We start from the raw sequence: 19,848 nt of genomic DNA, 5'->3' as shown, positions 1-19,848 counted from the left end.
ATTATTGAATACTAGCTTGAGATTTATCGTCTTTTTTAGCCAAATCTACCTCAACCCATTCCGTAGGTTTTAGTTCTTTGGTTAAAGCAATTTTAATTACTTGGTCGGCATATTCGACTGGTGTAATTTTAATATCATCTATAATTTTCTTAGGCATATCGACTAAATCTTTTTCATTTTCTTTAGGAATCAAAACTTCTTTAATTCCAGCTCTATGAGCAGCTAGTAATTTTTCTTTAAGGCCTCCTATTGGCAACACTTGACCTGTTAATGTTACCTCACCAGTCATCGCAACATCTCTTCTTACAGGAATATTTGTAATCGACGAAACAATTGAAGTAACCATTCCTATTCCAGCAGATGGTCCATCTTTTGGTGTTGCTCCTTCTGGTACATGAATGTGAAAATCTTTTTTCTCAAATAGAGGAGGAATAATTCCGTACTCTAAACATTTTGATCTAACAAAAGATTTTGCAGCTTTTACAGATTCTTGCATTACATCACCTAGCTTACCAGTAATCTGCATTCTTCCTTTTCCAGGCATAGTTACTGTTTCAATTTTTAAAATTTCCCCACCATACTCAGTCCAAGCAAGTCCAGTTACAATACCCACTCTATTTTCAGATTCTAATTCTCCAAACTTAAATTTAGCTACACCAAGAAAATCAGATAAGTTTTTATTATTAATTTGAACTTCTTTTTCCTCACCCGCTACAATTTTCTTAACAACTTTTCTAGCAAGTTTAGAAATTTCTCTTTCTAAGTTTCGAACTCCTGACTCTTTTGTGTATCCTCTAATTACTTCTTTTATAATGTCATCTTCCAGTTTCATTTCTTTTTCTTTAACACCATTATCTTTGATTTGTTTAGGAAGTAGATATTTGTTAGCTATACTAATTTTTTCATCCTCTGTATAACCAGCTAATCTTATGACTTCCATTCTGTCTAATAATGGAGGTAATATGTTTAAAGTATTTGCTGTTGTTACAAACATTACATCGGATAAATCATAATCAACTTCTAAGTAGTGATCGTTAAAAGTTGTATTTTGTTCTGGATCTAATGCTTCTAATAACGCTGATGATGGATCACCTCTATAATCATTTCCAATTTTATCTATCTCATCTAATAAAATTAAAGGATTTTTTGTTCCAGCTTTTTTCATCATTTGAATTATTTTACCTGGTAATGATCCGATATAAGTTCTTCTATGCCCTCTTATTTCTGCTTCGTCTCTCATCCCACCTACAGACATTCTAACAAATTCTCTGTTAGTTGCTTTTGCGATAGATTTACCTAAAGATGTTTTACCAACTCCAGGGGGGCCAACTAAACATAATATTGGTCCTTTAATTTTTTCCATTCTTTTTTGAACAGCTAAAAATTCTATTATTCTTTCTTTAACTTTCTCTAGTCCAAAATGATCTTTATCAAGAATATTTAATGCCTTAGTCAAATCGATATCAACTTCACTTTTCTTGTGCCAAGGTAATTCTGTCATCCAATCTAAGTAGTTTCTAACCACTGTGGCTTCAGCTGACATTGGGCTCATGTTCTTTAATTTTTTAAGCTCTTGTAGACATTTCTTTTCAACTTCTTTTGGCATTTTTGCTTTTGTGATAGCTTTATTTAAACTAGTTGTTTCATCTTTGCCGTCTTCAATCTCGCCGAGTTCTTTTTGAATAGCTTTAAGTTGTTCATTTAAGTAATATTCTCTCTGGGTTTTCTCCATTTGAGTTTTAACTCGTCCTCGAATTCTTTTCTCTACTCCAATTATACTTGTTTCATTTTCCATAATTTTAATTATGGCATTTAATCTCTTCTTCACATCAACGGTCTCAAAAATTTGTTGTTTTTCTGAAATTGTTGCTGTGATATGTGAAGCAATATTGTCAGCTATTTGAGAAGGATCTTTTAACTGCTTAATTGTGTTTATTGTCTCGTTAGAAATTTTCTTATTTATTGAAGTTAACTTTTCTAATCTTCTTAAAGCAGTAGCTGCTAAAGGAAATAAATCTTCGTCTTTTGGCAAAATGTCATTGAAATATGTATAGTCACACGTAATAAACTTCTCATTATCTTTAAAATCTAAAATTTTAACCCTTTTAATTCCTTCTACTAAAACTTTTACAGTTCCATCAGGTAACTTTAATAATTGTAGAATGCTTCCTTCACAGCCATACATAAATACGTCTGTTTTTTTAGGATCATCGATCTCTGAATTTTTTTGAGTTACAAGAATAATCTTCTTATCTTTTTTCATCACCTCATTAAGTGCAGAAATCGATTTATCTCTTCCGACAAACAGAGGTATTACCATACTTGGGAAGACTACAATGTCTCTTAAAGGTAATAACGGCAATGATATTTTAACGTCCATGAGTTTAATATGGATATTATATATTATATTGCAATAGGTTTTTGTTACTTATTAAGGGTATTAAGCCGCTGATGTTTTGCCAGACTTGGATTTATTTTCGCCTTTAGAATGAACTAAAATTGGTTGTGATTGACCTTTTGCAGCTCCTGCATCAACAATTACTTCTTCAATGTTATCTTGGCTTGGGAGATCATACATAGTTTTTAATAATATATTTTCTAAAATTGATCTCAATCCTCTTGCTCCTGTTTTTTTGCTAATTGCTTTTTGGGCTATTTCTTTAAGAGCATTTTCTTTAAATGTTAATTTCGCTCCATCTAACTTAAATAATTCTTGATATTGTTTAGTTAAAGAGTTTTTAGGTTCCTGTAAAATTTTGATCAATGATTTTTCATCTAAATCCTCAAGAGTTGCTATCATTGGTAGTCTTCCAATAAACTCTGGTATCAATCCAAATTTTAATAAATCCTCAGGCTCTAGTCCCTTCATCCACTCTCCTGTTTTCTTATCTTGAGTGTTTTTTACGTCCGCTCCAAAACCGATTGAAGTGCCTTTATCTCTTTGAGAAATAATTTTGTCTAATCCAGCAAATGCACCTCCACAAATAAAAAGAATATTTGTTGTGTCTACTTGTAAAAATTCTTGTTGAGGATGTTTTCTACCTCCTTGAGGTGGAACACTTGCAACAGTTCCTTCCATTATTTTTAATAAAGCTTGCTGAACGCCTTCACCAGATACATCTCTTGTAATAGATGGGTTCTCAGATTTTCTACTAATCTTATCAACTTCGTCGATATACACTATTCCACGTTGTGCTTTTTCAACATTATAATCTGAAGCTTGAAGTAATTTTAAAATAATATTTTCAACATCTTCACCAACATATCCTGCTTCAGTCAATGTTGTTGCATCTGCCATTGTAAATGGAACATCTAAAATTCTAGCTAGAGTTTGTGCTAATAAAGTTTTACCACAACCAGTAGGACCAACTAATAAAATGTTGGATTTAGATAATTCTACATTCTTACTAGTTTTGTTTTCATAATTTAGTCTTTTGTAATGATTGTGTACAGCCACCGACAAAACTTTCTTGGCATGTGCTTGACCAATTACATAATCATCTAGCACTGTACAAATTTCTTTTGGTGAAGGAAGTCCGTCTTGATGTTTAACAAAAGTGTCTTTGCTTTCCTCTTTTATTATATCCATACAAAGCTCAACACATTCATCACAAATAAATACAGTTGGACCTGCAATTAATTTTCTAACCTCGTGTTGGCTCTTTCCGCAAAAAGAACAGTAAAGAATATTTTTATTATTTGTACTCATAATTTTTTAAACGAATCAATTTCATTACTTTATTATAGATGACTCATACTAATCAAGTTTGGATTAGTAAGTTATCAATATATTGTGTATTATGATCTTTTTTCTACTACTTCGTCAATAAGACCAAATGATTTTGCGACATCAGCAGTCATGAAGTTATCTCTCTCTAAAGCAGATTTTATTTCATCAACAGTTTTACCTGTATGTTTTGAATAAATTTCATTTAATCTTTTCTTTAATGACAAGACTTCATTAGCATGAATTTCTATATCTGTAGCTTGTCCTTGAAAACCTGCTGAAGGTTGGTGAACCATTATTCTTGAGTTGGGTAAAGAAAATCTCTTACCTTTAGTTCCTGCAGCCAACAAAAATGATCCCATTGATGCAGCTTGCCCAATACATAATGTTGAAATATCAGGTTTTACATATTGCATGGTATCGTAAATCCCAAGACCAGCTGTAACCAATCCACCAGGACTATTGATATATAAATAAATTTCTTTTTTAGGATCTTCAGCTTCTAAAAATAATAACTGAGCTGTTACTAAGGATGCAATATTGTCATTTATCTGACCCGTTAAAAAAATTATTCTTTCCTTTAAAAGTCTTGAATAAATATCATAAGCTCTCTCACCTTTGCTTGATTGCTCTACAACCATCGGCACTAGATTGCTCATATTTTCTGATAATTTTGTTGTCATAAGTTGATTCTTTCTACTTATACAACTTGTGATTACTTTTTGCTAACTTTTTTTGTTTTTTTGGTGGCTGGTTTCGCTTTTGCTGTTTTAGCAGAAGGTTTTTTTTTCTCTGAAGCTTTTGCTGCAGGTTTCTTTTTTGTTTCTTTTTTTGGTTCGTGATCATGTGAATGATCATGGTCATGATCGTGATCATGTTTATGAGCTTCTTTTAAGATTTTTTCCGCCTCATCTTTTGAAATTTCTTTTTTATTTGGTTTACCTTTTTCTTTTATAAGATTTAAAATTTTCTCTTCGTAGACTGTCCCTCTTAGACTTGCCAAAGCAGATGGATTTTTTTGATAAAAATCCATAACCATTTTCTCTTGTCCTGGCATCATTCTCAATTGTTTTTGTACTTCAGCTTGAATTTCTTGTTCACTAACTTTGATTTGATTTTTTTCACCAAATTCATTTAAGATTAACCCAGTTTTAATTCTTATTTTTGCTTTTTCTTCAAAAGATTTTTTGTTTTTTTTTAGCCTCCTCTTCAGACATACCTTGTGAAAGAATTTTAACCTCTTCTTCAATTAAGTTTTCTGGAACTTCTTCAACTTTAATTTTTTCAATTTCTTTTAAAATTTGATTTTTTGAAAGTTGATCTAAAGAATTTTTATATTCGTCATTTATTTGTTTTGAAATTAAAGCTTTAAGATCTTTCAAATCTTTAGCTCCTAAATTTTTTGCAAAATCATCATCTATTTTCACCTCTTGTGGTTGTTTGACTGATAAAATTTTACAATTAAATTTAGCTTTTTTATTAACTAATTCTTTTTCAGGATAATTCTCTGGGAGTGTTGCTTCAACAACTTTCTCATCATCTTTTTTAACACCAATTAGTTGCTTATCAAAACCTTTCAAAAATAAATCTTTACCTAATGTAAGCTGTGTATTTTTTCCTTCACTTCCTTTAAATTCTTTTCCATCAATTGTTGCTTTGTAATCTAATGCAACTAAATCACCTTCTTTTGCTTTTGTATCTGAAGCACCTTCCTTGAAATTTGGTTGGTTCTTAGCAATTTCTTTTATTCTTTTATCTGTCTCATTATCATCAATTTTAACAGTGTATTCATCAAATTTGATGTTTTCTAATGATTTAATCTCTACTTTAGGTAACTCTGTAACTGACAAGACATATTCCAATTCTTTATCTTCACCATATGTTTTTAGATCTAATTTTGGCTGACCCGCTGGTTTAATTTTGTTTTCTTCTAAAGCTTTTGTAGATGTATCTTTTAAAACTTTGTCTAATACTTCACCAAATACAGCTTTGCCGAATTGTCTTTTTAAAATTTCTTTTGGTACTTTTCCTGGTCGAAAACCTTTTAAATTTACTGTTCCTTTAATCTCTTCATATTTTTCATCCATATAAGAGTTCATAGTCTCTTTATCGATAAAAATTTTTAGATCTTTATTTAAACCTTTTTTATTTTCTACAGTAACTTTCATAATTATTTAATGGTAGGGCGAAAAGGACTCGAACCTTCACCGATTGCTCGACTGGTTCCTAAGACCAGCGCGTCTACCAATTCCGCCATCGCCCCAGTTAAATTAGGTGCTTTATATATTATTGAACTCATTTGTCCAATCCGAATAATAGTGTAAAAGGATATAAAAATATAAATAATATGATTATTTCGCCTTGTATTAGTATTTGCAAAACAGATCCCTCAACCGGTTATTGTTATGGATGTGGAAGAAATAATGATGAAAAAAAACTGTGGAAACTAGAAGAAACTACAGATGAATGGAAACAAAATAATTTAGAAAGTATCAGAAAAAGATTAACTGGTTGGCAATTAGATAGTTTTAACGAGTCTTACGAGCATAAAATAAATAACGGAATATCTCTATTCAAAAAAAATCTTAAAAATGAGTAAATCAACAATTGTAGTTATAATTTATATTATAGGACTAATCTTTGGTGCTTTAGTTTTAGATATGTGGAGCGCTGAGACTAGCCCTAAAGCATTACTGGGTATTGGGTGGACAGCACTTTTTTTAATTGGATTATTTTTTGCTGAAAAAAATGAAAAAAAATAAATTATTTTTTTTTTCTCTCATTTTATTTTCTTTCTCATTTATAAATCATTCATTTTCAGAAATTATAATATTAAGTAAATGTGATCATAAAGAAGATAAATATTTAAAAAATGAATACATATTTAATCTTAATGAATTAATTATGACTAGAAATTATGTTTATGCAGAAAAAACTTATCAAAAATATAGAATTACTGATTTAAGTGTGAAAAAATCAAACTCCTATGTAAGAAATATTTACGAAGAGGATGGTAAAATTTTTACTTTAAAACATGGTTATCCTCAATTTTATACTCAAATATTAATTGAAAAGAACAAGCCTGAGATTTTTATTAAAAGTGTTATGAACGATATCGAAGGGATTTCAAAAATTTCTACATGTAAAAAAATAGAAAAATTTGCAAACCAAAGTTAGGTTTTCTTTTTTTTATTTTCCTTAAGTTTATCTAAATTTTTTTTTTTAAAATCAAATCTACTATTTGAAATATTAGATCTATGTTTAGCGAATGCTTGTTTTTGTGCTTGTCGCATAGCTCTTTTTGAAGACATAATTTCTAATTTAATATTCTATTTCTAAAGTATCAATTACTTTTAAATTTTTATCTGAAATAACAATCTCACCTGATGATGGTGCGTAGTTTAAAAGCTCAGATATTACAACGTAATGTGTTACAAAAATTATATTTTGTTTTTGATCCCACGTGTTTAAGAATTTATTAAAATCAATAACTTGTTGTTTTCTATTTTTAGCAAATTTTGTACTAAAAAATGAATTCAAAAAATTTTTTGTTTCATAATTTGTAAAGGCTATTTCTGCTGTCTCTTTACACCTGCACCATTCACTAGAGTAAATTTTGTTTATTAAAATATCATTTTGTTTAAAAAAATTTCCAATTTTTTTTGATTGTACTCTTCCCTCGTCATTTAAGTTTCTTTGGGTTTCACAATTATTGACATCAAAATTAGAAGGATCTCCTCCTCCCGGTGCATAAGCATGACGAATAAATATTAATTTACCACCTTTTTGAAGCTCACCAATCATAGCTTCATTTGAATCTGCTTTAATTGGAGAACTTAAAAATATAAATATAATTAAAAAATATTTTAAAATTTTCATAGATGAACAATAAATTAAAACAACTTAATAAGAAAATTATTAAATGTAGAAAATGTCCTAGATTAATTAATTTTATTAAAAAAATATCAACTGAAAAAAGAAAACAAAACCTAAACGAAACTTATTGGGGAAAACCAGTTCCTGGATTTGGTAAGGCAAATTCAAAATTATTAATTTTAGGCTTGGCGCCAGCGGCTCATGGAGGAACGAGAACTGGAAGACCTTTCACTGGAGACAAATCAAGCGATTTCTTATTTTCTTGTCTAAAAAAAGCAAATATTTCTAATCTACCTTATTCAGAAAATTTAAATGATGGATTAGAATTAAAATCAACTTTTATAACCAATATACTGAAATGTGTTCCTCCTGGTGACAAACCAACAAATGAAGAATTATCAAATTGCTCAAATCATTTTCAAAATGAGATTGAAACTTTAAGCAAAATCCAAACAATTGTTGCTTTAGGTAAAATTGCTTTTGATAATTGTATTAAATATTACAAAAGTAAAAATAAATTAAATGGAAAGTATATTTTTAAGCACGGGAAATATTATGATTTATCAAACAAAATCAGATTATACGCTTGTTATCATCCAAGTCCTAGAAATGTAAATACAAAATTAATATCTGAAAAAATGATAGTTAATTTTTTCAAAAAAATAAAAAGAGTAACAGCTATTTAGATTTTAAAATATAAGGCTCAAAGTTATTTAAAACTATCTCAGGAATTTTTGTAGGTTTTCCGATTGTATTTACAAATACTAAATGTATTTTTGCATCCACAATTAATAAATCATTTCTGTAAATTGACTGATCCATTACAAAAGAGGTTTTGGACAAAGAGGAAATAAAAGATTTTATTGTTAAATTATCTTCTAAGTATGCTGATTTTTTATATTCAATATTGCATGACTTGACGATTATTAAAGAATTAAACTCATCTTTAATTTTCAAATTACTTAAACCAATAGCTAATAATGCTTCTGTTCTAGCTCTTTCAAAGTATTTTAAATAATTTGCGTAATAAACTACTCCTCCAGAGTCGGTATCTTCATAGTAAATTTTAACATTATGGCTAAAAGTTTTATGCATTGTTCATTAATATCAAATAATGAGAAATTTTTATATAAACTAAGATATAATAACTACAATGAAAGTTTATATAATTTGGTTGATTGGAGTAATTTTATGGAACTTTGGTGTTCCTAATGCCACTCCAACAGAGGACGTAATTGTAGCAATCATACTGTCATTCCTGAGTATGGGTCTAAAAAAATATACTAAACTTTAATTAATTTGCTGAAAAATAAATGTTTTGAAAATAAGCCACAGATTTCATTTTAGAATTATCTGTGTCCGCCATAACCGCCAAGCCATCTAATTCATCTAAATCTAAATCGTGGAATTTCTTAAAATCTTCTTTTACATTTGATTTAACTGTTACCCATTCATTTAAATTAGTTTTTGTTGTTGCCATCACATTATCTATAGATTTTTTTGTGTAAGGACTTGGCCAACTTTGTCCAACATCATTGTTGCTTGAAAACACATAGTTAATTGCTCTATTTGATAATGGTGTTGCACCTGTTTTTTTAACAGCAAAAACTCTCGCCGCAAAATCATGCCCTTTTTTTGTGTCTTCCTTAATTCCAGACAAATCTTGCTCAATTTTCCAGGTGATATTTATAAAAGGTGTCTTGTTAAGATCAATTTTAACCTCTTTTCCAAGACCAGATGCTGCATTATCAGCAACCGCCTTTAAAAAATTTCCATTTTCATTTTTCCCGACCGTATAGTTTGTCTCGTTCTTTGCCCCTCTTACTTTTCTAACAGTTAATTCTGAAAGTTCTGTTTCTGTAAACTCAAAAACTACAACTTCATTTGCAATAACTGAGCTGATTGAAATCAAAAAAATTGAAATGGATTTAAAAAATATTTTCATAATTTAAGTTCTTAATACATTATTTAGACAAGATTTAAACATGCAAAAATCAGAATTAATTTTTAAATAAATAATATGAAAACAATTTCAATTTTTTTACTTTTAATTTATTGGTCAATAATGATATCTGCACCAATTATGTCTAATGACCTCAAAATGGGTGGTTCTAGAGCTATAAAATTAAATTCTAATTCTAAGGTATCAGTATAATTTTAGGTGCAACACAGGTGCCATCATGAATTTGTTTAAAGGCATCACCACCATTTTTTAAATCTCTAAATTCAATCCAATCTAGAGAACCTATATCTTTATTAGCTAATATTGCCAAAGTTTGCTCAAAATCCTTATTAGTATAACAATAAGTTCCTATTACAGTCACCTCTTGAAGTGTCATTTTTCTAAAATTAAAGGTTCCAGCTGGCTGAGTTAAGCCTATGTGTATAATTGAACCGCCCGGCTTAACTACTTCAATAGCCTGTTGTCTTGAAATTTCCAACCCTACCGTATCAAATACAATATCAAATTTATTACTTTCTATTTCGTTATGGTCTGGTGCAACATATTTTGCATCTAAATATTTTGAGCACTCATTTAATCTCAATTTATTAGGATCAGAGAGAATTATATTTTTACTATTTTTAATTTTAGATAAAATTAAACCACATAATAATCCTATTGCACCACCACCTTGGATCAAAATTTTGCATTCAGACAAAGGTTTTTTTAAAGATTGTTCACCAATTAATACTGCATGTAGAGAAACTGCAGTTGGCTCTGCTACTGGCGCTTCATTTTTATCTAATCCATCTGGGATTTCATAAATATTTGTGTCTGGTGTTGAGACAAATTCTGCAAAAACCCCTTGTCTTTCAATTGGTTTATTCATACCTAAAATAATTCTATGAGGACAAAGATGTTCTCTTCCGCTTGTGCAGTATTCACATTTACCACAAGTTATCAGAGGATTTAAAACAACGTCTTTACCTTTAAATTTACCATTTTGGACTTCACCACTAACTTCATGGCCTAATATTAACGGAGGAATTCTTCTCTCATCATGTCCATGATATGCGTGCATATCAGAACCACATATTCCTGAAGCATGGATTTTTAAAATACTTTCTCCCGAAACTTCAATTGGATTAGGTTCGTCTCTGTAAATTAATTCTTGTGTTCCAGTATATACTAAAGCTTTCATATTATTTTTTTGCCAACAAGTAATACGTTATCCATGCTACAAATGCACCAATTAACCACGCATAAGACTGTAAAAACATTAAATTTGTGTTCCAAATTGTTGATGCTGAAAAAATAAAACCTAGAAATACTGAGTAAACACCTTTGATATGCCACCCTCTTGAATAATAGTAACTACTTTCTTTTTCTACTGAATACAAATCTTTGTTACTCAACCTTTGTTTATTGATCAGATAATAGTCAGCAACTATTACTCCAAATAACGGTCCAAAAAAATGCACCAAATGTATCTATAAAAGATAAAATGCCAATTTGACTCAAAATTGTAAGCCAAAAAATAGCTACCAACAAACCGAGGAAAGAAATTATATAACTTGCACTCCTTAAAGATAATTTATTTGGAACAAAATTTATTAGTGAATATTGAGAAGGAATATAATTGGCTACTAAATTTGTGGATGCTGAAGCAATTACGATAAAAAATAGTACCAATGTAGTTATTTGAATATTGTCATATTTGCCAATTATATCAGTTGGATTTGTAAAAATTCTGTCTATGTCTGAAAATTTTTGATTTAAAAGTGCATCAGATCCGGCAACAATAAATATAGTGAAAAAAGAGAAAATAATTAAATTAACAAGCAAACTTAAATTCCCTTTACCCAACTCTTTAGTATTTTTAACATTCCTAGAAATGTCCCCAAAACTAATTATTAATATTGAAAAATAAGCAAAGACAGTTCCTGCTACAGTTAAAAGTGGTAATAAATTATTAAGATCAAAAAAGTTTTTGTTATTAAAAATATTTACAAAGGCTTTTGATGTTAATTTGACATCACTTAAAAAAACAAGGAAGAAAAAAACAATAATTCCTACATAAACACTGATTGCTGAAAAATTTATTATTTTTTTATTATATTGAGCACCAATACTAAACAAAAATGTTTGAAAAATAATTACAATTAAAATTGATGACCAATCTATAATATTTAAACCAAAAAAATAAAAAATAAATATATCTTGTACTAACAATGACTCATCGATAGTGAAAAGTAATATTCTAATAAGATAAGTTAAAATTTTTGATAAAAAATAAGTTTGAATTCCAAATAAGAAAATTCCAACCAAGCTTCTGATTAATCCAAAAAATTTCGCTCCATTAAATCCTAAAGAAGATCTCAACAAAACTACAAAAGGTAATCCAAATTTTTGTGAAGGTTTTCCAATAAAATTAGCAAATAAATAAACAAAAAATGAACCTAATAAAGTTCCTATTAAAACCACAAAGGTGTTTAGATTGTACATTATATAAAGTGAGGCAATTAGAGAAAAACCAATTACACTTTGTACATTAACTCCCCAGTAACAAAAAAGGTCTTTCCAATTCCAAGTTTTATAATTTGGATTTACCGAAACTAAATCCCAATTTGATAGAGAGTATTTAACTTTAGGTTGATTCACTAAAAATTATTTTAAACTAATAATTTCTACTGTCCATATAGGAGAGTTGGTAACCAAAGTGCAATTTTAGGAAATATTATAATTAAAACCAAACCAATTATTTGAAGCACCATAAATTGCATCATTCCATAATAAATATCTTTTAAATCCCATTCAGGCACCACCCCTTTTAAGAAATACGCAGACAATGCCACTGGTGGGGACAGCCAGGCGGTCTGGAGATTGACGGCAACTAATATTGCAAACCAAGTAAGATTAAAGCCAAGAGCTTCAATCAATGGTAAAATAATTGGAACAATAATCATTACGATTGGTACCCACTCTAAAGGCCAACCCAATAAAAATATTGCAACCATTACAATCGCTAAAATTAAATATTTGTTCATTTCTAAACCTAACAAGAATTCAGTTAATAGAGTTGGAGTACCTAGTCTTGCAAAAACAGCACCAAAAAAGTTTGATGCAGCAACTAAAACCATAATTAAAGCTGTTATCTCTAAAGTTTTAACAAGTGCTTCTTGAAGTTTTGAAAAAGTTAATTTTTTGTATGCTAAAGAAAGCAGTAAAGCTCCCATTGCACCACAACCAGCTGCTTCTGTTGGAGTTGCAAAACCAAAAAGTATGCTTCCTAATGCTGCAAAAACTAACGCTGCTGGTGGAACTAAACCTAAGAAGAATTCAATCCAAACTTCTTTCATGCTAGCAGCTCTCATCTCTTCAGGAATTACAGGTCCCAATTTAGGATTGATCATACATCTTATTGTTGTGTATCCAGCGTATAAACTAGCTAGAAGAATTCCTGGAATTATAGCAGCTGCAAATAAATCAATAACTGGAATTTCCATAATTGGGCCCATAACAACAAGCATGATACTTGGAGGTATTAAAATTCCTAAAGTACCACCAGCTGTTATCGTACCTGCAGCAAGTCTGACGTCATAGCCAGATCTATTCATTGATTTTGCAGCCATGATACCGAGTATAGTTACTGAAGCGCCAACAATCCCTGTTGCTGCTGCAAAAATAACTGAAACAAAAAGAACAGCGTAATATAACGCTCCTCTAACTTTTGCAAGCATCATTTGAAATGATGAGAATAATCTTTCCATCAAACCTGCCTGCTCCATCATAATACCCATAAAGACAAAGAGCGGGACGGCGGCGAGAGTTTGTTCGGTCATGACCATCGAAAACTGGAGTGTCATTAAATAAAAGACCAGTTTACCAAACCCTAAATATCCAAATACAAAACCTAAAAATATAAGTGTAAATGAAATAGGAAATCCTACGAAAATTGCAAAAAGCATTACTCCTACCAGAATAAAACCTAAATATGCTGGATCTATAAATTCAGCTAACATTATTCATCTTCTCCTGGCCATTTTCCTCTGGTAGCGGCCCAATAACTTTTTAATAATTCTGAAATACCTTGGATTAATAAAAATACGATACCAATCAATAAACAACTCTTAATTGGCCACATATAAGGCATCCATGTAGTATCCATTCCTCTTTCACCTCTTTGAATAGACTCACCTACATAACCAATTGTCATATAAAGAAAGACAATTAGTCCTGGAAAATAAAATAAAATATATAACCAAAAATCAATCGTACCTTGGTTTTTTGTTTTGAAATTTCTGTATAAAAAATCTGCTCTTATATGAACACCTTTTGAAAGTGCATAACCTGCACCTAACATGAATAGTGCACCATACAAAAATCTACTTATGTCATAAGCCCAAATTGTAGGTGCATGAAAAAGTTTTCTCGCCAAAACTTCGTAAGTCATAGCAAAGATAAGTGGCATCAATATCCAACAAACAACATTACCTATCCATTTGCTAAATTTATCAATATTTACAATAGAACTTGCCATCCATGATGGCATGTCATTTGGCATCTTTCCTGAACCACCTCGCCTTTCGGCTATCATTTCATCTGATATATCTAGTTTAGTTGGTTCTTCAGCCATAAAAAATTTTGTTAGAAAAATTAGAGCGGACAATTAAGTCCGCTCTAATTGAATTATAGATTAATTATTGGATTACTTTAATGTTGCTGCGTGAGCCATTCCTAGCTTCGCATTAGACATTTGAGCACCACTCCAGAAAGGAACCGCTATATCAGCAAATTCTTTCATAGAGTCCCATACTTCTGCAAAGAATGCATTGTTTGCAGCGTTTGTTTCCAAACTTTTCTTAGCTGCAGCCATGTATTCTGTGAAGTAATCAGAAGGTGTGTCCTCTAATTTAACTCCATGAACTTCGGTAAGCTCTCTTAAAGCTTTACCATTTTCATAGATTCTGTAACTTAAAGATTTAGCTAATGATGCATTAGCTGCAACTTCAAGAGACTTCTTCTCATGATCGCTCATAGCGTTGTATGTTTTCCCAGTAATATAAAAGTCAGCATTTACGACTACTTGGTGTAAACCTTGTAGGTAGTAGTGCTTTAATACTTTTTGGAAACCAAACGTTAAGTCTGGTTTTGGACAACACCATTCAGCAGCATCAATTGTTCCTGCTTCTAAAGCTGGTAAAATATCTCCACCACCCATAGCTACAGATGCGATACCGATATCTTTATATGTTTGTCCTGGAATTCCTGGAGGAGTTCTGAACTTATATTTTCTAAAGTCAGCCATATCTTTAATTGGTTTTGGAAACCAACCTAAAGCTTCTGGTCCAACTGGTTGAATCATAAATCCTTTGATGTCTCTTCCCATTTCTTTCCATAGTCTGTCGTATAACTCTTTTCCACCGCCATACTGAAACCATGATAAGAATGCAATGTTGTCAATACCAACACCACCACCAGCTACTGGAGATCCAAATAACATAGCTGCAGGATGGTCACCTGACCAATAGTGAGTCCATGCGAAACCACAATCGATTAAGCCTTTGTCAACTGCATCTAAAGTTTCTTTTACACCAACAACAGCTCCGGCTGGCATAATTTCAAACTTAAGAGATCCACCAGTTAACGCTGTTACTGTGTCAGTAAAGTCCTTTAACATCTTAACTTCATCAGCTTTTGTGTTAAGAACTGTCTGACATTTTAGTGTTTTTGCAGCATTAGCACTTGAAATAAATCCAAACACCATTGCAACTGCAAATAACATTGAAATGATTTTTTTCATTTGTTTCCCTCTCTTTATTTTTAAAGTCGAAACTTTGTCAAAGAATGAAAACTAAAACAAGTGTTAATATTGGTATATTTTAAAATTTTTAACAGATTTGTTAGAAATATAATTTTTTTAATTTATAAGAGTTCTAATTTATGAATAATTTTGATTTCATTATACTAGGAGCTGGATCTGCAGGCTGTGTTTTAGCAAATAGGCTATCAGAAAACTCTTCACACAAAGTTCTTTTGATTGAGGCTGGAGGTAAAGATAATTATCCATGGATCCATATTCCAGTTGGTTATTTTAAAACGATGCACAATCCTAATACTGACTGGTGCTACAGGACAGAACCAGATGAAAGCATGAATAATATTTCAATACGATATCCCCGCGGAAAAACTTTAGGAGGAAGCTCTTCTATCAATGGACTTTTATATATACGAGGACAACACAGAGATTATGATATTTGGAGACAGCTTGGAAATACTGGCTGGGGTTGGGATGATGTTCTTCCCTATTTTATAAAAGCAGAGAATCAAGAAAGAGGCAAAAGTGAATATCATGGAGTTGGTGGACCTCTCTCTGTCTCAGATCAAAGAATACATCTTCCTCTTTTAGATGAGTTTCAAAACGCTGCTGAGGAATTTGGTGTACCAAAAACGAAAGATTTTAATACAGGTGACAATCATGGTTGTGGTTATTTTCAGGTAACAGAAAAAGATGGATTTAGATGCAGTACTGCTGTTGGTTATCTAAATCCTGTTAAGCATAGAAAAAATTTAACAATTATTACTCACGCTCATGTTAAAAAAATAAACTTTGAAAATAAAAAGGCAAAATCAGTTGAGTATTGGCAAGATAATGAATTGAAAACAGCTGAAGCAAATAGAGAAGTTATAGTTTCTTCAGGTGCAATTGGTTCTCCTCAAATATTGCAAGTATCAGGAATTGGAAATCCAGAAAAATTAAAAAAATTGGGAATTGATATGGTTCATGATTTAAATGGTGTTGGTGAAAATTTACACGATCACCTAATGTTAAGACCTATTTATAAAATTAATGGTTTAAAATCTCTTAACAAAAAAATTAATAGTTTGTTTGGAAATTTACTTATCGGATTAGAATATGTTTTTAAAAGAAGTGGTCCAATGACTATGGGAGCAAGTCAGCTTTGTATGTTTGCAAAAAGTGATCCTTCTTTAGAACTACCTGATTTACAATGGCACGTTCAACCAATGAGTATGGATACATTGGGAGCTACAAAAAATCACGATTTTCACGCATTCACTCCAACTGTTTCTAATATAAGACCCACAAGTAGAGGTCACGTAAGTATTGTTGATAAAGATTCACGCGTTTACGCAAAAATAAAACAAAATTACCTGTCAACTGATCACGATAGAATGATTGCTGCCAAAGGATTAAAATTGACAAGAAAAATTATAATGGAATCTGAAACTTTTAAGAAATATAAACCTGAGGAATATAGACCAGGTATTCATATTAATGATGACGAGGAATTAGTAAAAGAAGCATCAAATTTTGCACAAACAATTTTTCATCCTGTTGGTACATGCAAAATGGGTCAAGATGAGATGTCAGTAGTTGATGAAAAATTAAAAGTAAGAGGAATAGAAAATCTTCGAGTTATTGATGCATCGATAATGCCCAACATTACTTCGGGAAATACTAACGCACCTACGATTATGATTGCAGAAAAAGGTGCTGACATGATACTACAACAATAATGTTTGCAGAATTTTTTACTCCCGAACAAATTGCTATTTTAACACAAATTATTTTTATTGATTTAGTACTAGCTGGTGACAATGCCATTATAATTGGAATGGTAGCTTCAAAATTTCCTGTTGAGCAAAGGAAGAAAGTTATATTTTGGGGAATTGGTGGTGCAGTAATATTACGTATAATATTAACGTTACTAACAGCTTATTTATTACAAATTACTGGACTGAGACTTATTGGTGGAATTTTACTTCTTTATATTGTCTACAAACTTTATGTTGATGTAATCAAAGGATCAGATTCAGAGGAAGATATAAAAGTAGATAACTCAAGTTTTTTAAAAGCAATTTGGACGGTTTTACTTGCTGATTTCACAATGAGTTTAGATAATGTTTTGGGTGTTGCTGGTGCTGCAGGTGATCATTATGGATTACTTGTATTTGGATTGGTTCTATCGATTGTTTTAATGGCAACTGCTGCAACATTAATTTCTGGATGGATAAAAAAATACAAATGGATTGCATGGGTTGGGTTATTAGCAATATTAATAGTAGCTGTTGAGTTGATTTATACAGATATTAAAATAATATTCTTTTAATGTATCTTCAAAAAATTAATCTTAAAAATAAGTACGCATTAGTTACTGGTGCTGGTAAAGGACTTGGAAGAGCTTGTTCTGTTGCACTCGCAGAAGCTGGGGCAACTGTAATAGCATTAAGCAGAACTCCATCTGATTTAAATAAATTAGAAAAAGATATTAAAAAAATTAAAGGTAAAGTAATCAAAGTTCCTTGTGATGTAATGAATTATGAAGATCTAAAAACAAAATTAGAAAAAATCAAAATTATTGATGTATTAGTAAACAATGCTGGAACTAATATTCCTGAACCTTTTGAAAAAATTAAACAAAAAAGCATGAATTACTTGGTAGATTTAAATCTAAAAGCTGCATTTAATGTTGCTCAACTAGTAGTTAAAAAAATGCTTAAAAATAAAAAGAGACCTGGCTCTATTATCAATATGTCTTCTCAATTAGGTCATGTTGGTATGGGTGGGAGAAATGTTTACAATATGACTAAATTTGGGATTGAAGGTTTGACAAAAGGTATGGGAGTAGAATTAGCTAAAAGAAATATAAGAGTTAACACAGTAGCTCCTACGTTTGTTGAAACTCCAATGGTTAAAAATTTCTTTAAAAATAAAAAATTTAAAAAACTAGCACTCGGAAATATTCCAATGGGAAAAGCAGCAACTGAAAGTGATGTAGCGACAACAGTTTGTTTCTTAGCCTCACCTGCTTCCTCAATGATAACTGGAACATCAATTATAATAGATGGTGGATGGACAGCTCAGTAATAAATAGATTTTTTTTAATATTTTTCTTATTTTTTTCAACTGCAAACGCGATAGAATTTCAAGGTAAATTCTTACAAGGTCATTTTATCTTAGGAAAAACAAATCCTGGTGCAAAGATAATTGTTGGAAAAAAAGAAGTAAGAGTATCAAAGGATGGTTTTTTTGTTTTTGGTATTGATAGAGATCAAAAATATGATCTTACTTTTACAAAAATCTTTGATGGAAAGAAATCTACAATAACCAAAAAAGTTTTAAAAAGAAAATACAACATTCAAAGAATTGATGGCTTAGAAGAAAGCAAAGTAACCCCACCCGAGTCAGTCTATGAAAGAATTAAAAAAGAAAATAATGCAATTGGTGAAGCAAGAGCAATTAATTCTGAATTACAGTTTTTTAAGCAAAAATTTATAATGCCTGTTGAAGGAATAATTAGTGGTGTTTATGGGAGTCAAAGAATTTTAAACGGTAAACCTAGATGGCCACACTATGGAATTGATATAGCAGCAAAACAAGGGACAATGATTAAATCATCTGGCTCAGGAAAAGTTACAATGGCTGAAGACGATTTATATTACACAGGTGGTACAGTCATTATGGATCACGGTCATGGCATATCAACTATATATTCACATTTAGAAAATGTTTTAGTTTCTGTTGGAGACTTAATTAATCAAGGAGATATTATCGGAACCGTCGGATCGACAGGAAGATCAACTGGGCCTCATCTTGATTTTAGAATTAATTGGTTTCAAACTAGATTGGACCCAATGTCTGTTTTGGAAAATTAATAAAAAAACATCCAAATACCAACAAGAATTAATATAAATCCGCCAATTTTATTTAAAAATTTTAAATATTTTGATGCTATGAATTCTCTAAACTTGCCAAATACAAATGCATATGAGCTATCAAATATTGTAGCTACAATTATAAAGATAATTCCAAAATAAATTATCTGATAGCTAACAGGTTCATTTATATTAATAAATTGAGGAATAAATGCACCAAGGAATAAAAATATTTTTGGATTAGTTAAAATCACTATTAATCCTTGGAGAAAATATTTTTTTTCAAATTTAGTTACTTGAGTTTTGTTTAAATCAATATCTGACTTAATTGTAATTACTCCAAGTGAAATTAAATAAATTGAACCTAGAATTCTTACATATTTAATAATAACTTCTAGAAAAGGAGAAACTATCTCAAATCCAAGTGCTAATAAAAATAACAAAATTAAAACGCCAACTTGGGTACCAAAAACATTTAATAATCCTGCTTTTACACCAGATCTTAAAGAATTAGCAATTATCAGACTAACAGTGGGGCCAGGCACTATCACTATTAAAAAACTTGCTATAACAAAATATAGTAATACAAAATCCATGTCAGTCTGAATTAATCATTAACAATCTT

The 19,848-nt window shown here is 30.6% G+C and carries 25 protein-coding genes and 1 tRNA gene; 9 read left to right on the top strand and 17 right to left on the bottom strand.

Annotation, left to right across the window (positions count from 1 at the left end; translation table 11 throughout):
• Position 1: 1 nt before the first annotated feature.
• The 6 genes from lon to AMN99_RS04510 form a co-directional block, all read right to left on the bottom strand.
• Positions 2-2,380 (bottom strand): endopeptidase La, encoded by a 2,379-nt coding sequence (gene lon, locus AMN99_RS04530; RefSeq protein ID WP_075506633.1) that lies wholly within the window; start codon positions 2,378-2,380, stop codon positions 2-4.
• Between the two features lie 60 nt (positions 2,381-2,440).
• The gene (gene clpX, locus AMN99_RS04525; protein WP_075506632.1) at positions 2,441-3,709 is read right to left on the bottom strand and encodes an ATP-dependent Clp protease ATP-binding subunit ClpX; all 1,269 of its coding nucleotides are present in this window, start codon (positions 3,707-3,709) and stop codon (positions 2,441-2,443) included.
• Positions 3,710-3,798: 89 nt separating this feature from the next.
• Positions 3,799-4,410 (bottom strand): ATP-dependent Clp endopeptidase proteolytic subunit ClpP, encoded by a 612-nt coding sequence (clpP, locus tag AMN99_RS04520; RefSeq protein ID WP_075506631.1) that lies wholly within the window; start codon positions 4,408-4,410, stop codon positions 3,799-3,801.
• 32 nt (positions 4,411-4,442) lie between these two features.
• On the bottom strand, positions 4,443-4,976 hold the full coding sequence (locus AMN99_RS05905; protein WP_256998116.1) for a trigger factor: 534 nt from the start codon (positions 4,974-4,976) through the stop codon (positions 4,443-4,445).
• Positions 4,903-5,895, bottom strand: coding sequence for a trigger factor (tig, locus tag AMN99_RS04515; RefSeq protein ID WP_256998115.1), 993 nt, complete (start codon positions 5,893-5,895; stop codon positions 4,903-4,905). Before tig ends, AMN99_RS05905 begins: the two co-directional genes overlap by 74 nt.
• A 10-nt stretch (positions 5,896-5,905) precedes the next feature.
• Positions 5,906-5,990, bottom strand: a tRNA-Leu gene (locus AMN99_RS04510).
• Positions 5,991-6,026: 36 nt separating this feature from the next.
• On the opposite strand from AMN99_RS04510, the gene AMN99_RS04505 reads away from it, so the two are divergent.
• From AMN99_RS04505 to AMN99_RS04500, 3 genes are read left to right on the top strand one after another with little or no spacing between them, the layout of a single operon-like run.
• Entirely contained in the window at positions 6,027-6,326 is a 300-nt protein-coding gene (locus AMN99_RS04505) for a DUF1289 domain-containing protein (RefSeq protein ID WP_256998114.1), read from the top strand.
• Positions 6,319-6,489 (top strand): hypothetical protein, encoded by a 171-nt coding sequence (locus AMN99_RS05800; protein WP_179850442.1) that lies wholly within the window; start codon positions 6,319-6,321, stop codon positions 6,487-6,489. The genes AMN99_RS04505 and AMN99_RS05800 overlap by 8 nt, the downstream gene beginning before the upstream one ends.
• Positions 6,476-6,904, top strand: coding sequence for a hypothetical protein (locus AMN99_RS04500; RefSeq protein ID WP_075506629.1), 429 nt, complete (start codon positions 6,476-6,478; stop codon positions 6,902-6,904). The genes AMN99_RS05800 and AMN99_RS04500 overlap by 14 nt, the downstream gene beginning before the upstream one ends.
• Here the strand turns inward: AMN99_RS04500 and AMN99_RS05795 are convergent.
• Together AMN99_RS05795 and AMN99_RS04495 are read right to left on the bottom strand one after the other, a co-directional pair.
• A complete protein-coding gene (locus tag AMN99_RS05795; RefSeq protein ID WP_179850441.1) occupies positions 6,901-7,038 on the bottom strand; it encodes a hypothetical protein in 138 nt (45 codons plus the stop codon). The two genes, AMN99_RS04500 and AMN99_RS05795, sit on opposite strands and share 4 nt — an antisense overlap.
• Before the next feature lie 10 nt (positions 7,039-7,048).
• Complete coding sequence (locus tag AMN99_RS04495) at positions 7,049-7,606, bottom strand: histidine phosphatase family protein (protein WP_075506628.1); 558 nt, start codon at positions 7,604-7,606, stop codon at positions 7,049-7,051.
• A gap of 2 nt (positions 7,607-7,608) precedes the next feature.
• On the opposite strand from AMN99_RS04495, the gene AMN99_RS04490 reads away from it, so the two are divergent.
• On the top strand, positions 7,609-8,289 hold the full coding sequence (locus AMN99_RS04490) for a uracil-DNA glycosylase (protein WP_075506627.1): 681 nt from the start codon (positions 7,609-7,611) through the stop codon (positions 8,287-8,289).
• On the opposite strand, the gene AMN99_RS04485 is transcribed toward AMN99_RS04490, so the two are convergent.
• Positions 8,282-8,698 (bottom strand): YbgC/FadM family acyl-CoA thioesterase, encoded by a 417-nt coding sequence (locus AMN99_RS04485; RefSeq protein ID WP_075506626.1) that lies wholly within the window; start codon positions 8,696-8,698, stop codon positions 8,282-8,284. The two genes, AMN99_RS04490 and AMN99_RS04485, sit on opposite strands and share 8 nt — an antisense overlap.
• Before the next feature lie 199 nt (positions 8,699-8,897).
• On the bottom strand, positions 8,898-9,548 hold the full coding sequence (locus AMN99_RS04480) for a DUF3047 domain-containing protein (protein ID WP_075506625.1): 651 nt from the start codon (positions 9,546-9,548) through the stop codon (positions 8,898-8,900).
• A gap of 75 nt (positions 9,549-9,623) precedes the next feature.
• On the opposite strand from AMN99_RS04480, the gene AMN99_RS05900 reads away from it, so the two are divergent.
• On the top strand, positions 9,624-9,758 hold the full coding sequence (locus tag AMN99_RS05900) for a hypothetical protein (RefSeq protein WP_256998113.1): 135 nt from the start codon (positions 9,624-9,626) through the stop codon (positions 9,756-9,758).
• Here the strand turns inward: AMN99_RS05900 and AMN99_RS04475 are convergent.
• The 6 genes from AMN99_RS04475 to AMN99_RS04455 form a co-directional block, all read right to left on the bottom strand.
• Entirely contained in the window at positions 9,742-10,746 is a 1,005-nt protein-coding gene (locus tag AMN99_RS04475) for an alcohol dehydrogenase catalytic domain-containing protein (RefSeq protein WP_075506624.1), read from the bottom strand. The two genes, AMN99_RS05900 and AMN99_RS04475, sit on opposite strands and share 17 nt — an antisense overlap.
• A 1-nt stretch (position 10,747) precedes the next feature.
• Positions 10,748-11,026, bottom strand: coding sequence for a cytosine permease (locus AMN99_RS05895; protein WP_256998112.1), 279 nt, complete (start codon positions 11,024-11,026; stop codon positions 10,748-10,750).
• The gene (locus tag AMN99_RS04470) at positions 10,986-12,206 is read right to left on the bottom strand and encodes a cytosine permease (protein WP_256998111.1); all 1,221 of its coding nucleotides are present in this window, start codon (positions 12,204-12,206) and stop codon (positions 10,986-10,988) included. The genes AMN99_RS05895 and AMN99_RS04470 overlap by 41 nt, the downstream gene beginning before the upstream one ends.
• Positions 12,207-12,232: 26 nt before the next feature.
• Positions 12,233-13,567 carry a TRAP transporter large permease gene (locus AMN99_RS04465; protein ID WP_082255158.1) on the bottom strand — a complete coding sequence of 445 codons (1,335 nt, stop codon included), beginning with the start codon at positions 13,565-13,567 and terminating at the stop codon, positions 12,233-12,235.
• A complete protein-coding gene (locus AMN99_RS04460; protein WP_075506706.1) occupies positions 13,567-14,181 on the bottom strand; it encodes a TRAP transporter small permease subunit in 615 nt (204 codons plus the stop codon). The genes AMN99_RS04465 and AMN99_RS04460 overlap by 1 nt, the downstream gene beginning before the upstream one ends.
• 72 nt (positions 14,182-14,253) lie before the next feature.
• Positions 14,254-15,348 carry a TRAP transporter substrate-binding protein gene (locus tag AMN99_RS04455; RefSeq protein WP_075506623.1) on the bottom strand — a complete coding sequence of 365 codons (1,095 nt, stop codon included), beginning with the start codon at positions 15,346-15,348 and terminating at the stop codon, positions 14,254-14,256.
• 140 nt (positions 15,349-15,488) lie between these two features.
• Here AMN99_RS04455 and AMN99_RS04450 point away from each other — a divergent pair, with 140 nt between their 5' ends.
• The 4 genes from AMN99_RS04450 to AMN99_RS04435 are packed head-to-tail and all read left to right on the top strand — an operon-like array spanning position 15,489 to position 19,223.
• Positions 15,489-17,084, top strand: a complete 1,596-nt coding sequence (locus tag AMN99_RS04450) for a GMC family oxidoreductase (RefSeq protein WP_075506622.1) — start codon at positions 15,489-15,491, stop codon at positions 17,082-17,084.
• A complete protein-coding gene (locus tag AMN99_RS04445; RefSeq protein ID WP_075506621.1) occupies positions 17,084-17,677 on the top strand; it encodes a TerC family protein in 594 nt (197 codons plus the stop codon). Before AMN99_RS04450 ends, AMN99_RS04445 begins: the two co-directional genes overlap by 1 nt.
• Complete coding sequence (locus AMN99_RS04440; protein WP_075506620.1) at positions 17,677-18,435, top strand: SDR family NAD(P)-dependent oxidoreductase; 759 nt, start codon at positions 17,677-17,679, stop codon at positions 18,433-18,435. The genes AMN99_RS04445 and AMN99_RS04440 overlap by 1 nt, the downstream gene beginning before the upstream one ends.
• Positions 18,420-19,223, top strand: a complete 804-nt coding sequence (locus AMN99_RS04435; protein ID WP_075506619.1) for a M23 family metallopeptidase — start codon at positions 18,420-18,422, stop codon at positions 19,221-19,223. Before AMN99_RS04440 ends, AMN99_RS04435 begins: the two co-directional genes overlap by 16 nt.
• Here the strand turns inward: AMN99_RS04435 and AMN99_RS04430 are convergent.
• Entirely contained in the window at positions 19,220-19,819 is a 600-nt protein-coding gene (locus AMN99_RS04430) for a LysE family translocator (protein WP_075506618.1), read from the bottom strand. The genes AMN99_RS04435 and AMN99_RS04430 overlap by 4 nt on opposite strands.
• Between the last annotated feature and the right edge of the window lie 29 nt (positions 19,820-19,848).

It is taken from the genome of Candidatus Pelagibacter communis, from assembly GCF_001180225.1.
GTDB lineage: Bacteria > Pseudomonadota > Alphaproteobacteria > Pelagibacterales > Pelagibacteraceae > Pelagibacter > Pelagibacter ubique_D.
This window is presented reverse-complemented; position numbering and strand designations above follow the sequence as displayed.

What these genes read in the sequence shown, in the direction of transcription:
- AMN99_RS04445 (WP_075506621.1), top strand. Translation starts at nt 17,084, where the DNA reads ATGTTTGCAGAATTTTTTACTCCCGAACAAATTGCTATTTTAACACAA.
- AMN99_RS04500 (WP_075506629.1), top strand. Translation starts at nt 6,476, where the DNA reads ATGAAAAAAAATAAATTATTTTTTTTTTCTCTCATTTTATTTTCTTTC.
- AMN99_RS04490 (WP_075506627.1), top strand. Translation starts at nt 7,609, where the DNA reads ATGAACAATAAATTAAAACAACTTAATAAGAAAATTATTAAATGTAGA.
- AMN99_RS04495 (WP_075506628.1), bottom strand. Translation starts at nt 7,606, where the DNA reads ATGAAAATTTTAAAATATTTTTTAATTATATTTATATTTTTAAGTTCT.
- AMN99_RS04440 (WP_075506620.1), top strand. Translation starts at nt 17,677, where the DNA reads ATGTATCTTCAAAAAATTAATCTTAAAAATAAGTACGCATTAGTTACT.
- clpX (WP_075506632.1), bottom strand. Translation starts at nt 3,709, where the DNA reads ATGAGTACAAATAATAAAAATATTCTTTACTGTTCTTTTTGCGGAAAG.
- clpP (WP_075506631.1), bottom strand. Translation starts at nt 4,410, where the DNA reads ATGACAACAAAATTATCAGAAAATATGAGCAATCTAGTGCCGATGGTT.
- AMN99_RS04435 (WP_075506619.1), top strand. Translation starts at nt 18,420, where the DNA reads ATGGACAGCTCAGTAATAAATAGATTTTTTTTAATATTTTTCTTATTT.
- AMN99_RS05800 (WP_179850442.1), top strand. Translation starts at nt 6,319, where the DNA reads ATGAGTAAATCAACAATTGTAGTTATAATTTATATTATAGGACTAATC.
- AMN99_RS04480 (WP_075506625.1), bottom strand. Translation starts at nt 9,548, where the DNA reads ATGAAAATATTTTTTAAATCCATTTCAATTTTTTTGATTTCAATCAGC.
- AMN99_RS04485 (WP_075506626.1), bottom strand. Translation starts at nt 8,698, where the DNA reads ATGCATAAAACTTTTAGCCATAATGTTAAAATTTACTATGAAGATACC.
- AMN99_RS04475 (WP_075506624.1), bottom strand. Translation starts at nt 10,746, where the DNA reads ATGAAAGCTTTAGTATATACTGGAACACAAGAATTAATTTACAGAGAC.
- tig (WP_256998115.1), bottom strand. Translation starts at nt 5,895, where the DNA reads ATGAAAGTTACTGTAGAAAATAAAAAAGGTTTAAATAAAGATCTAAAA.
- AMN99_RS04430 (WP_075506618.1), bottom strand. Translation starts at nt 19,819, where the DNA reads ATGGATTTTGTATTACTATATTTTGTTATAGCAAGTTTTTTAATAGTG.
- AMN99_RS05795 (WP_179850441.1), bottom strand. Translation starts at nt 7,038, where the DNA reads ATGTCTTCAAAAAGAGCTATGCGACAAGCACAAAAACAAGCATTCGCT.
- AMN99_RS04455 (WP_075506623.1), bottom strand. Translation starts at nt 15,348, where the DNA reads ATGAAAAAAATCATTTCAATGTTATTTGCAGTTGCAATGGTGTTTGGA.
- AMN99_RS04465 (WP_082255158.1), bottom strand. Translation starts at nt 13,567, where the DNA reads ATGTTAGCTGAATTTATAGATCCAGCATATTTAGGTTTTATTCTGGTA.
- AMN99_RS05900 (WP_256998113.1), top strand. Translation starts at nt 9,624, where the DNA reads ATGAAAACAATTTCAATTTTTTTACTTTTAATTTATTGGTCAATAATG.
- AMN99_RS04450 (WP_075506622.1), top strand. Translation starts at nt 15,489, where the DNA reads ATGAATAATTTTGATTTCATTATACTAGGAGCTGGATCTGCAGGCTGT.
- AMN99_RS04460 (WP_075506706.1), bottom strand. Translation starts at nt 14,181, where the DNA reads ATGGCTGAAGAACCAACTAAACTAGATATATCAGATGAAATGATAGCC.
- lon (WP_075506633.1), bottom strand. Translation starts at nt 2,380, where the DNA reads ATGGACGTTAAAATATCATTGCCGTTATTACCTTTAAGAGACATTGTA.